Origin of the sequence: Bacillus cereus group sp. BcHK124, assembly GCF_027712065.1 — a bacterium.
Taxonomy (GTDB): Bacteria; Bacillota; Bacilli; order Bacillales; family Bacillaceae_G; genus Bacillus_A; species Bacillus_A pacificus.
On sequence record NZ_JAQFPJ010000007.1, the window covers coordinates 15,181 to 28,775 of the forward strand.

Genomic DNA, 13,595 nt, shown 5'->3' on the forward strand with positions numbered 1-13,595 from the left:
TATTTATATGTGAAAGTAAAAGTTTATCGTAAATGAAAATTTACGGAGGGAAGTGCAATGAAAAGAGGAAAGAAGTTGATTGTATTTTTATTTTCAATTGCTGTATTGTGTGCTTGTGAGCCTGAAATGGAAGAATCCAAAAGTGAAGATTCTATAGTTATGGATATTGCTACAGCAGCGGTAAAGGAGGAATCTTTTTTTAGTGCTGCTATATGGGATGAAAAGGCAAGAATAGTAGATTTAGAGATTGCTGATAGCGAAAATGCTAACGAAATAAAAAAAGAAATTAATAAAAGATTGCAAATTCAAGGCATTATGTCCTATAAAGTAAATATATCTCAAAGAAACAAGGAGATTGTAAATGCAGAAAATAGATGGGAGTTAGTTTTTGGACAGATATTTGATGATGTATTCAGAAAGAATGGATATGAAGGGTTTGGTATTCAGCAAATAAATTATAAAAAGAATCAACCTGTTACCATTGATATAAAAACTAAGATTAGAGATGATGAAGTAGGGGCAAGAGAATTTGGACAGAAAATAGAAAAAGAAGTTGAAGGTGTACTTAAAACAGAAGCAGTAAAGAAATGGATTGAAAATGATTCATATGCTATTGGGATTTACGATATAGAAGATCGAAAAATTAACTAATTGAGGAATGGATGGTATATAAATAAAAAGTCGGTGTAATTAAATATAGAATTGCTGAAGGAGGTGTAATATGTATAAGTATTTACATATTTTAAACGATATAGAAAAAATGATTCAAAATGGAGCGATAAATGAAGGACAGAAATTACCATCAATACGGTCACTTGTTACGCAATATGAATGTAATAAGGCGACAGTTATACGTGCGCTTTATGAATTGGAAAAGCGTCATATTATATATTCTGTCCCTCAAAGTGGATACTACGTTGTTAAAAAATCAGGGAGTACTATAGAAAATAACGAGATAATTGATTTCGCTTCTTCAGCACCAGATTCAGATGTTTTCCCATATTTAGATTTTCAGCATTGCATTAATAAGGCTATTGATACTTATAAAAATGATTTGTTCGTATACGGAACACCGAAAGGGTTACCATCTTTAATTCCAGTCATTCAAAAACAGTTGGCAAATTATCAAGTGTTCACGAAAGAAGACAATATTTTTATAACGTCAGGCGTGCAACAGGCACTTGCAATATTAACTTCTATCTCATTTCCAAATGAAAATGAAACAATATTAGTTGAACAGCCAACGTATCATTTATATATAGAATATCTAGAAATAAATAAAGTTCCAGTAATCGGTATTAAACGTACGAATGAAGGTATTGACTTAAATGAATTGGAACGTATTTTTCGAACAGGTAAAATAAAATTCTTTTATACAATACCGAGATATCATCATCCGCTTGGAACTTCTTATTCTAAAGACGAGAAAGAAAAGATCGTGTTATTGGCTAAGAAATATAATGTATTTATAGTGGAAGATGATTATTTAGCAGATTTAGAAACAGATTCAAAAGCCGATCCATTATATAGCCTGGATCATGGTAATCATGTCATATATTTAAAGAGTTATTCGAAAATTATTTTTCCAGGTTTACGAGTTGGTGTAGCAGTTATTCCACCGATTATTTCGAGTGCTTTCCATACATATAAAAAGATTTTAGATATCGATAGCCCAATGATATCCCAAGCTGCTTTAGAAATTTATATAAAGAGTGGCATGTTCGAACGCCATAAAAATAAAATTAAATCTTCCTATAATAATAGATCTAAAAAACTAGCAGAAGCATTAGAAAGAATGCATAGTGAAAACCCGCTTTTATTCACATATAAAAAGCAAAATACAATTGGAATCCATACTTGTTTAGAAGTACATAAAACAAGCATTTCGGAAATGTTGATACAAAGACTAAGTGAAATGCAAATCAGTGTTGATACGATTGATAAAAATTATGTGAGAGGTTTTCCGAAACAAAGACTATTAAAGTTGAACGTAACGAATGTAAAGGAAGATAGGATTGAGGAAGGAATTCGTAAAGTAATGGAGGAAATCAAACAAGTGGAACGTCTAAATTTTCAATTTAAAAAAGAATAAAATGAATAAGGAGGTTTGTTGTGAAGCGTAAAATAATTCTCTTGTTTGTGTGTACCGTTGTAATAATTTGAGCTATAGTTGTGACTCATTATTATAAAAAAGATGATCAATGCATTGCGGTTGGTAAGTATTCAAGAGGTATTATCATAGGTCAAAATAAAGAACCTATATTTAATGTGAAAATTTATGAAGGTTCTATTAATGGTAAGGAACGCAGTATTTCAAATGCAGAAGGTGAATTTGAAATACTAGATGGGGTATGTGGTGAGATTGTTTTACAATTCGTTACTCCAGATGGAGAAATCTATACGAGGAAATATGATAGGAAGCATGTACCAGAAGTGATAGAACTGAGTTATAAAAAGTAAGAGAAATTACATGCAGCCAGTACAAGGAAAATGTGTTAAATTGATATTTTTTAGAGCACTCAATAGCTGAGCGCTCTTTTTATCTTAGGCTTAAGTAATTTAAATGGAAATAAACTACCAATAAATGTTAACCTTAAAGTGTAGCATTTATTTTGAATGGGAGGGTGATGGAGTTTATGGGGGTACGTATAGTCGATGATTTACAACAATTATCGTTGTTACTTATGTTTTTAAGTACATTTATATTTTACAGATACTTAAAGAAGGTTAAACGAGAGAGAAAATTGACTGGTTTTGAATGGACAATGTATTTTGTCACTCAGTTTGCGACATTAATTTGGGCAATAACTTATTTTATTAAACACTTAGCTGAATCATAATTTTTATTCACTTAATCTAGTTTACTGTTATCTATTAGGGATATAAATATAGTCTGTATCTAAATCAATGACAACATCGCTCAAGACGTTTTCTTGTAATAACTTTGGGATTTGTTCGTAATGATACCGTACACAAAATAAGTTTAGAAGATCTTCATTAGATATCTCTTCATTTTTTACATTTAACTACATTATTATTAACTCGTTAAGAGAACAGTTACGGCCAAAAACATACTCATTTATACCATATCCATCAAATTCAATTATCATTTTATCACTGTTGGGTGCTAGTCAACGTTATAGCTTAAATTTTAGATGAATTTATTATACATTGTTTGAAATTTAGTGAGAATATATTTTTATAAAATGTGAGGGTTATAAATGGAACAAAATAAATTAGTTTTAGAAGGACCAAAACGTCTTAAGTGGGAAACGCGCGAAATTAATTCTATACAGGATGATGAAATTATCGTTAAAACAATTGCAGGTGCAATAAGTATTGGAGCAGAGTTACCACAGTATAAAGAATCGGATGTTTCAGATACAAATCCTATTTATCCAAGAAAAACTGGATATGAAAGTTATGGTGAAGTGATTCGAGTTGGTAATAAAGTAACGAATTTAAACATAGGCGATAAAGTAGTTTCTTTTTATGGACATGAAACGATAGGAATAGTTAAGGGACATAAAGTGATTCGAGTTCCTAATTCAATAAAACCTAAAGTTGCTTTATTATCTATTCTTTCGTGTGATGCTGCTAAAGGAGTATTAAAACTAAATATGCGACAGGATGAAAAAGTACTTATAACTGGAATGGGAGTTATTGGTTTACTCGCTTGTTATTTTTTAAAATACTATGTAGGTGTTAAGCATGTAGATGTTGTTGAACCTAATAAAAATAGAAGAGATTTTGCAAAGAATTTTGGTGCGAAAAACATATATGAATCAGAAGAACAAATAATAGAAACATATAATTACGGTTTCGAATGTTCTGCTACAAATATCGGATTTCATACATTACAAAAAGCACTTAACAGTAATAGTGAAATATGTATACTTTCTGATGGGAATTTAGAGGAACTAACATTAACCGCTGATTTTTATGAGAAAGAACTGCGGATCATTGGTTCAAGTGACGGATATAATTATCAACAACATGCAGATTGGTTTTTTAGTCAAATAGAACAAACACCATGGATAGAAGAGATTTTTCAACATGAAATACAACATACAGGACTCATTCAATGTTTTGAGGAATTAAGTCAAGGAATAATTACCCCTTTAAAAGTATTTGTCTCATATGAATAATGAACAAAATGACCAGGTACTTGTCACATAGCCCACATATGTTTAGACACTAATATGATAGCAGAGCGCGGAGTAACATGTACGGGGATTCTTTAATAGGTACAACGGGTTGTGAAAACAGAGAATGGTTTTTGCTCTTTCATTATGTACAAATAGTATATTATCTTTCTCAGTGTACATATTAAGTAAAGAGTTTAATATCAAACATAAAAGGGGGGATAATATGAATGAAAATAAGAAAAATGAAGAATTGATTAAATTTAAGAAACAATGGTTTAATGAAGATAATCAACCAGTAGCTGGAATAGAGTTAGCTTTACCGCCTGATATAGGCAGCATGTTAGACTCCAAATCAGTTGATGATGAAAGTGAAGAAAGTAATAATGAATAAGTTTAATCTATATGCATCCATTCGGGTGCTTTTTATTTTTTTGACAATGGAAGATGGAACATCAAATCCTTATTGAAAAAAGGTTGGTCAAAATAGATTCTTTTTCAGTATATGTAAGTTTGATTTTTACAAAAAAGTTTAATTAAAATACATTTAGAATGCTATATGAAATGGGAATGCTAGTAACATTCACCATTAAAGGATTGGGCTATTATGAATATGATTTTTGAAAGCATTATTTTAATTCTGACTGGGATTATTGCATTAAAAATGACAGGTAGTAAATCTGTTAGCCAAATGACAAGAGCTGAAATTATTATAGTAGTATCAATTGCACGTATTATTGTGGAGCCTGTATTAAGTCGGAAAGTAGGCCCATCTATATTTGCAGCTGTAATATTTGCAGGCGTCCTTCTTATCATTCATTTCTTTGAATTGAAATCAAAGAAGATGGAACAATTCCTAAATGGCAGTAGCATTATAGTAGTAGAAAATGGAGAGATTGTAAAAGAGAATTTGATGAAGGCGAAAATGTCGGAACAACAACTATATATGCAATTAAGAGAAAAAGGGATTCATGATTTAAAGAGTTTACAGCAAGTTACAGCTGAACCGAATGGACGTATTGGTTATCAATTAATAGAGAAAGCTCAACCGATAACTTTAGAAATGTTAGAAAAAGTAATAGATCAGTACAATATAAAAAGATAATTTATCTTAAGAAAAACCAATACTACAACGGAAGTATTGGTTTTTCTATTTTTTTACACATTAATATAGGGGAAATAATAAGCCAATCTTAAAATTAGATATAGGCTTATTATTATGCTATATTCAATGAACCTATAGTGAATGTGGTAAAAAATTAATTTGGCATAGGTAACCGCAGCACTAAAATTTATAAGTTTTTAATGTGATACTAAAAATAGGATTAGAACAAGGAGATAGAATCATAATGGAATTTTGGGAATCAAGCTTTATTGAGAAGCAAACAATGTGGGGGTTTGAACCTACAGAATCTGCAATTTTGACAAAAGATTTTTTTGTGGAAAACAATGTTAAAGACATATTAGTTCCGGGTATTGGTTATGGAAGAAACGCGAAGGTATTTATCGAAAATAGTATAAATGTAACAGGTATTGAAATTTCGAAAACAGCGATCGATTTAGCAAGAGAAAACGGACTAGAAGATGTTAGTATCTATCACGGTTCGGTAAACGAAATGCCTTTTGATAATAAACTGTATGATGGGATATTTAGTCATGCACTTCTTCATTTGTTGAATGAGCAGGAAAGAGAGAAATTTATTAAAGATTGTTATAATCAGTTAAAACCTGGTGGATATATGGTTTTTACAACTGTTTCTAAAAAAGCTCCAATGTACGGAAAAGGAAAACAGTTGGATAAAGATTATTATGAGATAATGGAAGGCGTAAAAATGTTCTTCTATGATTCTGAATCTATAAAAAAAGATTTTAATCAATATGGATTAGTACAAGTTTCGGAAATTGATGAACCAAATAAGAACATGGCAAATAAACCTTCAATCAACTTTTTAACGATAAAATGTAAGAAAGAACTATAACTAAAAGTTATTAAGAATGATTAAATATGTTTATATATTAATTATGCACAAATAAAGAGGACAAGCATATAATAGAAATACCTTTTAACTTTAAGTAACCTTAACTTTTGTTAATAGGGTATCTCAAAATCCCCAAAAGAGCACTTGCGGAAACAAGTGCTCTTTTATTTTTTGTTTATTTAAGATGAATAAATTTCGTTAAATCAATATGGGATTTTAAGCCATTATTTTATATAAAGTGGTAAAATAAATAGGGGGAATATTTAAGGGGGCGGGACATTTGAAACTAAAAGAGCTGGCGAATTTGTTATTGATTAAAGAAACTATTGGCAATATGGATGTAGAAATTACGGGGTTAGAAATGGATTCTAGAAAGATAACTGATGGAAATCTATTTATATGTGTATCAGGTATCGATGGTTTTCTTGAAGATCGACATCAATTTGTTGAAGATGCAGTGAAGAATGGTGCTGTAGCGCTAATTGTAGAAAGGGATGTAAATATTGAGATATCTAAAATAATTGTTAAAGATGCTAGATATGCTATGGCAGTTATTGCGTCACACTTCTATGGTTATCCATCTAATAAAATGAAGCTAATTGGAATTACAGGTACAAATGGAAAAACAACTACTTCCTATTTACTTGAAAAAATTTTAAGTGATTATGGATATCACACGGGGCTCATGGGGAATAACGGAGTGAAAGTTGATTCAAAATGGTATCCTACTGATATTAATACGCAAGAACCTCCAACACTTCAACGGAATTTGCAAATGATGAAAAATCAAAATGCAGATTATTGTGTTATGGAAGTTACGTCACAAGGTTTACATATGGAAAGAGTGAAAGGGTGTAACTTTAAAATAGCTGTTTTTACAAATTTAACGCAAGATCATTTGGATTATCATGGAACATTTCATGAATATAAGCATGTAAAAGGTCTTCTTTTTTCAAGATTAGGAAATGATTTATCTACTACGGATAAAAAAATAGCTGTTTTGAATGCAGACGATCCATCGGTAGAATACTTTAAAAAAATTACTTCAGCTGAGGTTATCACATATGGAATACATAATAGAGCAGATGTTCAAGCGAAGAACATAACTTTAAGCCCAAAAGGAATTCGTTTTTTAGTTTCGTCCTTTAATGGAGAAATAGAGGTTAGCCTTAATCTTGTAGGTCGTTTTAATGTTTATAATGCATTAGCAGCAATAACAGTTGCAATGGTTGAAGGTATTCCACTTACAAACATTTGTGATAGCTTATCTAACTTAAAGAGTATTGAAGGTAGAATGGAAATTATAGATGAAAATCAAGATTTTCTTGTAATAGTGGACTATGCTCATACACCGGATGCGTTAGAAAATGTTCTCTCTACAATTAGCGAGTTTTCAACAGGTAAAGTTATCACTGTTTTCGGTTGTGGTGGAGATAGAGACACAAAAAAACGATCTATAATGGGCGGAATTGCTGGAAGTTATAGCGATTTTGTTTTTATTACTTCTGATAATCCACGTTCGGAAGATCCGCAGGCAATAATGAAAGATATTGAAAAAGGATTTTTGCAAAATAATAATTTGAATTATAAAGTAGAAGTAGATCGTGAACTTGCAATAACTCACGCAATAAACATGGCATCTTCTAATGATATCGTTTTGATTGCAGGCAAAGGGCATGAAACGTATCAAATTTTAAAAGGTTCAACTATTCATTTTGATGATAAAGAAAAAGCTCGACAAGCAATTATTAATAAATGAATGAATTCAATTAATAGCTGAATAGTATTTCTAATAAAAATAATGTTTTAGATAAAGCTAAAACTAATAACGAAGCAATTTTTTGAAGAATTTATAATTGAAAGGTAAGGGTGTTTCTCTGAATATATGAGGGAAAAACCTTACCTTTTATAGTTTTATTTCTGAACAACAAACGTAATAGCATTTGTTTTTAATTGAATATGCCTTTCAGCGCGAACAATATCATAGACTAATTCTTTTATTTCAACTTTAATTTCTTTCCATTCCTTATAAATACTTTTTAATAGATGTATCATATCTTCAGTAGGAAGGTTAATTTCAATTAAAGCATCTAACTCTTCATTTGTATGTAAGTCAATTTCTTGTATGTTCGAATTAATAATTAAACAATTCATACCGCCGCTTTTTGTACCTTCTTTTATGGAATGGAGCACTTTTTTTAAATCTTCTTCTGATTGAACATGCTCTAAACTGGATACTGCAACGATATAATCATAAGTATTAGGTTGGATGTAGTAGTTTTCAATTGCTACTTGTTCCGTTTTAATATTATTAATTACACCATATTCTTTACTATAAGTTTGTAATTTTGTTAAAGCAGAATCAAGTAAATCCACACATGTAACAGTACCACTCGCATTTTGAATCTTTTGGGCAATGGGAATACTATTTCTTCCAACGCCAGAGCCGAGATCAAGTACTTGCAAGTTGTTGTTTCCTTCAAAATAATCCATCAAATCCATAACTGTTTTAACCGGCTTGTACAGCCAAGAACCAGTTTCAAATAGTTTGTATTGTTCATAGCAAAGGTCATGATATTTCTTTTCTTCTTGTCTTATAAAATTAATGCGATTCATAGTGTTTCAGCTCCAATATTATTATTGTAAAATGAATGGGTAGGACAACCTTTTACATTTGTTTGAATTCGAAAAATACCACCAGCATGTGGATATTGCTTTAATTCGTCATCCGTCATTCTTGTTCTGGCTGTTGTAACATATAGGTCGGTTAAATTAGGCCCTCCAAATGTACAAGATGTTACATATAGCGCTGGAATCGGGATACTTAATATTTGTTCACCAGTTGAAGGGTTCCATCTAGTAATCTTTGAACCTCCCCAATGAGCAACCCATAAGCAACCTTCCTCGTCAATTGTCATACCATCAGGTAGACCGTCATTTTCGGGGAAAATAATTACATCACTTGGATTACGAATTACTCCAGAGCATATATCATAATGAAAACGAACTACTTTTTTAGTAGGTGTATCGATATAGTAAAGGTATGTATGGTCAGGTGACCAAGCTATGCCATTTGATGTATTTACATGTGAAACTTTTTTCTCTACCTTTAAATTATTATTTAAACAATACAAGGAGCCAGCAGCATTAATACCGTATGTATCTGTAGTACCTGCCCAAAAACGTCCTGCCGGATCGCATTTTCCATCATTAAAACGATTTTTTAATAAATGTGGTTCAGGGTCAAAAATATGTGTCAGTTTTTCTGTTTCTACATTAATAGAATAAAAGCCATTTTCCATAGCTAGGAGTAGTATGTCATCTAAATATGGAACAACACAGCCAATTTGTTGATTGAGAGCAATTACTCGGTTTGTATTAGCGGTAGGACTAAATATGCATAATTGTTTCTCCACAATATCAACCCAGTATAAAAGTTGCTTTTTTTCATTCCAAGATGGTCCTTCAGCTAAACTTGCTTTCGCATCTAAAACTAATTCTATATTACTGTCCAAGATGTTCACCTCGTTTTATAAGATATTTATATAATTCGATAAGAATAGGGGCAAACCTTTTAATCAGAAAATATTAAGATTTGTACTATGGAAAAACTGATTTTCTCGAGTGATTAAAAAAATGTATAAATATTGAGAGGAAAATGCATATGATGTTTTATGAAATTGTTTGTTTTTCTTGTAAAAATATATTTCGTGTTTATGAAGGCAGTGAAAAATATAAGCGATTTAAAGAGAAACCAAAAGGAGTATATTGTTGTGATGAGTGTAGTCATAAAATTCAATTAGAGGCGATAAAGAATTTTTTTAGATAAGTATACGTTTTTGATTCGGAAAAGTTTGACAATAAAACTATTTTAAATTATCATATGAAAAAACTAATATGTAAAATGGCATGGAAGAGAAGAGTAGTTAAGAAAGAATACGTACAGAGAGCTCTGGTAGCTGAGAAAGAGCAGTATACATCTTAATGAAAAAAGACTTGGAGCTGCGCAAGGAACTAATGTATTTAGGGATGGTGCGACGGGATCTCCCGTTATAGAGATAGGGTATAAGCATATTTTGCCGTACCTGAAGAGGTTAATATGGCGACATATTAACAAACTGAGGTGGTACCGCGAAGCTAATAACTCTCGTCCTCAAGATGAATAATCTTGGGGGTGGGAGTTTTTTTAGTGCAAAAAAATGAAAATGTGAGAACAAAAATATAATTGAGGTGAGTAGTATATGCATTGGGCGTATGAAGTAGCACACGAATTAATTAGAAAACATCCAAACAAAGAAACTTTTGTTTGTGCATCTGGAATTAGTCCATCTGGTTCTGTTCATATTGGGAACTTTCGTGAAATCGTAACGACTTATTTTGTTGTAAGGGCGCTTCAAGATTTAGGGAAAAAGACTCGTTTTATATTTTCATGGGATGATTACGACAGATTTAGAAAAGTCCCTAAAAATGTTGATTCATCTTTTGTAAAGTATATCGGAATGCCATACTGTAATATACCAGATCCGTATGGATGTCATAATTCATATGCCGAGCATTTTGAAAAAGAGTTTGAGGAATCGCTTCAAGTATTTGGGATTGAAGTGGAATTCATATATCAACATGCTGAATATAGAAGTGGAAGATATAACAAAAACATATTGGAGGCTTTATATAAAAGAAAAGAAATATATGATATTTTAATGAGTTTTAAAACGGGAGAGTGTAGTGAAGAAGAGCGAGAGGGCTTTTATCCGGTTACATTATATTGTGAGAAATGCGGGAAAGATGCGACAACGATTACACATTTTGATGAAGTATTAAAAACAGTTCGGTATGAATGTGAATGCGGAAATCAAACTGAATTATCGGTATTAAATACAAATGAAATGAAACTGAATTGGAAAATCGATTGGCCGATGAGATGGATGATAGAGGATGTTGTTTTTGAGCCGGGCGGAAGAGATCATTCATCAGAAACGGGTAGTTATAATGTATCAAAAGAAATTGCGAGAAAAATATTCAATCGTGAAGCGCCTCATTACATTGCTTACGATTTTATTGGAATTAAAGGGCATTATGAAAAAATGTCTAGTTCCTCAGGGAATAGTATTACACCTAGCGAGTTGCTAAAAGTGTATTTGCCCGAAGTGATTCTATTTATGTTTGCAAAATATAGGCCAGACGCAGCGTTTCATATCGGTCTTGATGAAGATGTAATTCGCAATTATACAGAATATGAACGATTGAAAGATAGTTATGAGAATAAAACGCTCAAAAATGAAGATTTATTTGATGCAATTAAGCTTTCTAGAGTAGATAGCGGATTTAAAGAATATCCGAAATTTAATCAAGTAGCAGGAATATTGCCGCTATTAAATTTTGATTCATCTATTTTACAAGGTACATTAGATGAAATAGATAGAAGTTATGCATTAGATGCTATGATTGCGATATGTAATCGTGCAGAGTATTGGATAAGAAACTTTCAATCTGAAAAATTAATTGCAGTAAATCAAGAGAGAAATACAGAGTTTTACAACACATTAAATGAAAGACAGAAAGAACGGCTAGTAGAAGTCTGCAACATACTTCGTTCTAACAAAGATTACTCTAACTTAATGGAACAATTGTACGCGCTTTGTCATCATGAAAATAAAAAAATAATGAAAGAAAATCAAAAACAATCAAAAACAATTATTTATTATAATTTATAGGCTTATTATGAATCAGTCCAGTGGTCCTCGTATACCGTTATTAATACATGTTGTAGGTATCGAAAAAATTATCGAATTATTAGATTTCTAAAAAAAAGCAACGCAAGTAATTAGCTAAGTACTTGCGTTCCAAATTTTACTACCGTGAATACAATTTCGGACATTCATCACCACTAGGTTCATAAAAACAATGACTTTTAAACTGTCCTACAAACGGCTGATTATACCATTCGGGCGGACAAGCTCCAACTGGACGGAAATACCAAAGAGCCCATCTTGCTGGCCAGCGCCACTCACCTTGTAAAACTTTTCGTGCGATTTCTTTTTCTGATTCACGAGCGCGTTGATAAAAATATCCGTATTGCACTGCTTCAAATCCACCAGGGCTTTGATACACAGCGTCACGTACGGTACGGAGTTGTTTAAAGTCTAAACAATCACAAAATACACGATTTACTACTACGCAGCCAACAAGTTGTTCACCTTGTCGACCTTCGCCTTCAGCTTCAGCACGCATTAAACGAGCTAGTAAATCAACATCGCTTTCGTTATATGGAATAAGGGGCATAGTGATATCACCTTTCTTTACCTGTTATAGTAAAGAGTGTATGTATGAAAATAAGCTAAGTGCTTTTCTATATGTAAATTCATTAATTATTAAAAGGAGCTTTTATGAAAAAAGCTAATTAGTAATTGTAGACAAATATAAAGAGGAGAGATAATATGTATCGAATTCAGAAAGAACATATCATTTACGCAATGTCACCAGAAAATAAACCATGTATGGAAGTAGAAATTGGGAGTCGCCTTATATTTGAAACATATGATTGCTTTGAAAATCAAATTGATTCTGAAGATGTTGTGTTTCAAGAGTTAGATTGGAACCGGATTAATCCAGCGACTGGTCCGGTATATATTAATGGTGCAGAACCTGGTGATATATTAGTTGTTACGATTGAAAAGATAAAAATTGCAGAGAAAGGCGTTTTAACTACAGGTGCAAATCTTGGTGTAATGGGTGAAGAGCTACATGAAAATACAGTGAAAATTGTCTCAGTACATAATGAACATTTTTTGTTTTCAAATGAACTACAAATCCCGATTAATCCAATGATCGGTGTAATTGGAACAGCGCCGAAAGAAGCGTGCATTTCATGTGGCACACCACATGATCACGGCGGGAATATGGACTGTAAAGAGATAAAAGAAGGGACAACATTATTATTACCTGTAAATGTTCCTGGTGCTCTATTAGCATTAGGTGATTTACACGCAGCGATGGGTGACGGTGAAATTGGTGTTAGTGGAGTAGAGGTTGCTGGTGAGGTAACCGTAACAGTCCAAATTATAAAAGGGAAAAAATGGCCACTACCAATGGCTATTCAAAAAGAAAAAGTAATGACGATAGCTTCAGAAAAATTGCTAGATGATGCAGCGAATCGTGCTGTACGTAATATGGTGACATTTTTACATGAAGAATTAGAAATGTCTAAAGCTGATGCAACACTTTTATTATCGGCTGCCGGCAATTTAAAAGTTTGTCAAGTGGTTGACCCGTTGAAGACTGCTCGAATGGAATTAGGGATGAATTATGTGGAGAAATTGGGGTTTACTATGAGTGAATTCCATATTAAATAAGAAATGATAGAAGAAGGATGATTTTGTATAAAAGTATCTTTTTTGATTTACGGATTATATAAAAAAAGGTAGTATTTATTTTATATAATTGAATATAAGATTGTGGATCGAAAAAGGAG

The 13,595-nt window shown here is 31.9% G+C and carries 14 protein-coding genes, 2 pseudogenes and 1 other annotated feature; of the genes and pseudogenes, 12 read left to right on the forward strand and 4 right to left on the reverse strand.

Annotated elements, in window-relative coordinates; all coding sequences use genetic code 11:
- Positions 1–57 precede the first annotated feature (57 nt).
- From PDK19_RS13125 to PDK19_RS13140, 4 genes are all read left to right on the forward strand, one after another.
- The gene (locus PDK19_RS13125; protein WP_262722831.1) at positions 58–651 is read left to right on the forward strand and encodes a DUF4030 domain-containing protein; all 594 of its coding nucleotides are present in this window, start codon (positions 58–60) and stop codon (positions 649–651) included.
- 70 nt (positions 652–721) lie between these two features.
- A complete protein-coding gene (locus PDK19_RS13130) occupies positions 722–2,092 on the forward strand; it encodes an aminotransferase-like domain-containing protein (protein WP_000280103.1) in 1,371 nt (456 codons plus the stop codon).
- A 74-nt stretch (positions 2,093–2,166) separates the two neighbouring features.
- Positions 2,167–2,460, forward strand: a complete 294-nt coding sequence (locus PDK19_RS13135; RefSeq protein WP_041184523.1) for a hypothetical protein — start codon at positions 2,167–2,169, stop codon at positions 2,458–2,460.
- 176 nt (positions 2,461–2,636) lie between these two features.
- Positions 2,637–2,840: a hypothetical protein gene (locus PDK19_RS13140; RefSeq protein ID WP_014893698.1), complete on the forward strand. Its 204-nt coding sequence runs from the start codon at positions 2,637–2,639 to the stop codon at positions 2,838–2,840.
- Between the two features lie 27 nt (positions 2,841–2,867).
- Here the strand turns inward: PDK19_RS13140 and PDK19_RS27410 are convergent.
- Positions 2,868–3,110, reverse strand: a pseudogene (locus tag PDK19_RS27410) (hypothetical protein).
- A 111-nt stretch (positions 3,111–3,221) separates the two neighbouring features.
- Between PDK19_RS27410 and PDK19_RS13145 the strand changes: the two are divergent.
- The 5 genes from PDK19_RS13145 to PDK19_RS13165 all read left to right on the forward strand — a co-directional run bounded on the left by PDK19_RS13145 (position 3,222) and on the right by PDK19_RS13165 (position 7,883).
- Complete coding sequence (locus PDK19_RS13145) at positions 3,222–4,148, forward strand: alcohol dehydrogenase catalytic domain-containing protein (protein WP_000437341.1); 927 nt, start codon at positions 3,222–3,224, stop codon at positions 4,146–4,148.
- Between the two features lie 223 nt (positions 4,149–4,371).
- Positions 4,372–4,539 carry a hypothetical protein gene (locus PDK19_RS13150; protein ID WP_014893697.1) on the forward strand — a complete coding sequence of 56 codons (168 nt, stop codon included), beginning with the start codon at positions 4,372–4,374 and terminating at the stop codon, positions 4,537–4,539.
- A 213-nt stretch (positions 4,540–4,752) separates the two neighbouring features.
- Positions 4,753–5,250, forward strand: a complete 498-nt coding sequence (locus PDK19_RS13155; protein ID WP_001055958.1) for a DUF421 domain-containing protein — start codon at positions 4,753–4,755, stop codon at positions 5,248–5,250.
- A gap of 244 nt (positions 5,251–5,494) precedes the next feature.
- A complete protein-coding gene (locus tag PDK19_RS13160) occupies positions 5,495–6,124 on the forward strand; it encodes a class I SAM-dependent methyltransferase (RefSeq protein WP_000397615.1) in 630 nt (209 codons plus the stop codon).
- Between the two features lie 280 nt (positions 6,125–6,404).
- Positions 6,405–7,883: a UDP-N-acetylmuramoyl-L-alanyl-D-glutamate--2,6-diaminopimelate ligase gene (locus PDK19_RS13165; RefSeq protein WP_000768118.1), complete on the forward strand. Its 1,479-nt coding sequence runs from the start codon at positions 6,405–6,407 to the stop codon at positions 7,881–7,883.
- Positions 7,884–8,038: 155 nt separating this feature from the next.
- Here PDK19_RS13165 and PDK19_RS13170 read toward each other — a convergent pair whose 3' ends face one another.
- Both PDK19_RS13170 and PDK19_RS13175 read right to left on the reverse strand, forming a co-directional pair.
- The gene (locus PDK19_RS13170; RefSeq protein ID WP_262722829.1) at positions 8,039–8,740 is read right to left on the reverse strand and encodes a class I SAM-dependent methyltransferase; all 702 of its coding nucleotides are present in this window, start codon (positions 8,738–8,740) and stop codon (positions 8,039–8,041) included.
- Complete coding sequence (locus tag PDK19_RS13175; protein ID WP_000377986.1) at positions 8,737–9,639, reverse strand: SMP-30/gluconolactonase/LRE family protein; 903 nt, start codon at positions 9,637–9,639, stop codon at positions 8,737–8,739. The genes PDK19_RS13170 and PDK19_RS13175 overlap by 4 nt, the downstream gene beginning before the upstream one ends.
- A 143-nt stretch (positions 9,640–9,782) precedes the next feature.
- Here PDK19_RS13175 and PDK19_RS13180 point away from each other — a divergent pair, with 143 nt between their 5' ends.
- Both PDK19_RS13180 and lysS read left to right on the forward strand, forming a co-directional pair.
- A complete protein-coding gene (locus PDK19_RS13180; protein ID WP_000551046.1) occupies positions 9,783–9,953 on the forward strand; it encodes a DUF2197 domain-containing protein in 171 nt (56 codons plus the stop codon).
- A 72-nt stretch (positions 9,954–10,025) separates the two neighbouring features.
- Positions 10,026–10,282 (forward strand) — a binding site (T-box leader).
- An 83-nt stretch (positions 10,283–10,365) separates the two neighbouring features.
- A pseudogene (gene lysS, locus PDK19_RS13185) lies at positions 10,366–11,929 on the forward strand (lysine--tRNA ligase).
- Positions 11,930–11,977: 48 nt separating this feature from the next.
- On the opposite strand, the gene PDK19_RS13190 reads toward lysS, so the two are convergent.
- Complete coding sequence (locus PDK19_RS13190; protein WP_001128419.1) at positions 11,978–12,406, reverse strand: cell wall hydrolase; 429 nt, start codon at positions 12,404–12,406, stop codon at positions 11,978–11,980.
- Between the two features lie 155 nt (positions 12,407–12,561).
- Here PDK19_RS13190 and PDK19_RS13195 point away from each other — a divergent pair, with 155 nt between their 5' ends.
- Positions 12,562–13,476: an acetamidase/formamidase family protein gene (locus tag PDK19_RS13195; RefSeq protein WP_242296236.1), complete on the forward strand. Its 915-nt coding sequence runs from the start codon at positions 12,562–12,564 to the stop codon at positions 13,474–13,476.
- The last annotated feature ends 119 nt before the right edge of the window (positions 13,477–13,595 follow it).

What these genes read in the sequence shown, in the direction of transcription:
- PDK19_RS13125 (WP_262722831.1), top strand. Translation starts at nt 58, where the DNA reads ATGAAAAGAGGAAAGAAGTTGATTGTATTTTTATTTTCAATTGCTGTA.
- PDK19_RS13130 (WP_000280103.1), top strand. Translation starts at nt 722, where the DNA reads ATGTATAAGTATTTACATATTTTAAACGATATAGAAAAAATGATTCAA.
- PDK19_RS13140 (WP_014893698.1), top strand. Translation starts at nt 2,637, where the DNA reads ATGGGGGTACGTATAGTCGATGATTTACAACAATTATCGTTGTTACTT.
- PDK19_RS13145 (WP_000437341.1), top strand. Translation starts at nt 3,222, where the DNA reads ATGGAACAAAATAAATTAGTTTTAGAAGGACCAAAACGTCTTAAGTGG.
- PDK19_RS13150 (WP_014893697.1), top strand. Translation starts at nt 4,372, where the DNA reads ATGAATGAAAATAAGAAAAATGAAGAATTGATTAAATTTAAGAAACAA.
- PDK19_RS13155 (WP_001055958.1), top strand. Translation starts at nt 4,753, where the DNA reads ATGAATATGATTTTTGAAAGCATTATTTTAATTCTGACTGGGATTATT.
- PDK19_RS13160 (WP_000397615.1), top strand. Translation starts at nt 5,495, where the DNA reads ATGGAATTTTGGGAATCAAGCTTTATTGAGAAGCAAACAATGTGGGGG.
- PDK19_RS13170 (WP_262722829.1), bottom strand. Translation starts at nt 8,740, where the DNA reads ATGAATCGCATTAATTTTATAAGACAAGAAGAAAAGAAATATCATGAC.
- PDK19_RS13180 (WP_000551046.1), top strand. Translation starts at nt 9,783, where the DNA reads ATGCATATGATGTTTTATGAAATTGTTTGTTTTTCTTGTAAAAATATA.
- PDK19_RS13190 (WP_001128419.1), bottom strand. Translation starts at nt 12,406, where the DNA reads ATGCCCCTTATTCCATATAACGAAAGCGATGTTGATTTACTAGCTCGT.
- PDK19_RS13195 (WP_242296236.1), top strand. Translation starts at nt 12,562, where the DNA reads ATGTATCGAATTCAGAAAGAACATATCATTTACGCAATGTCACCAGAA.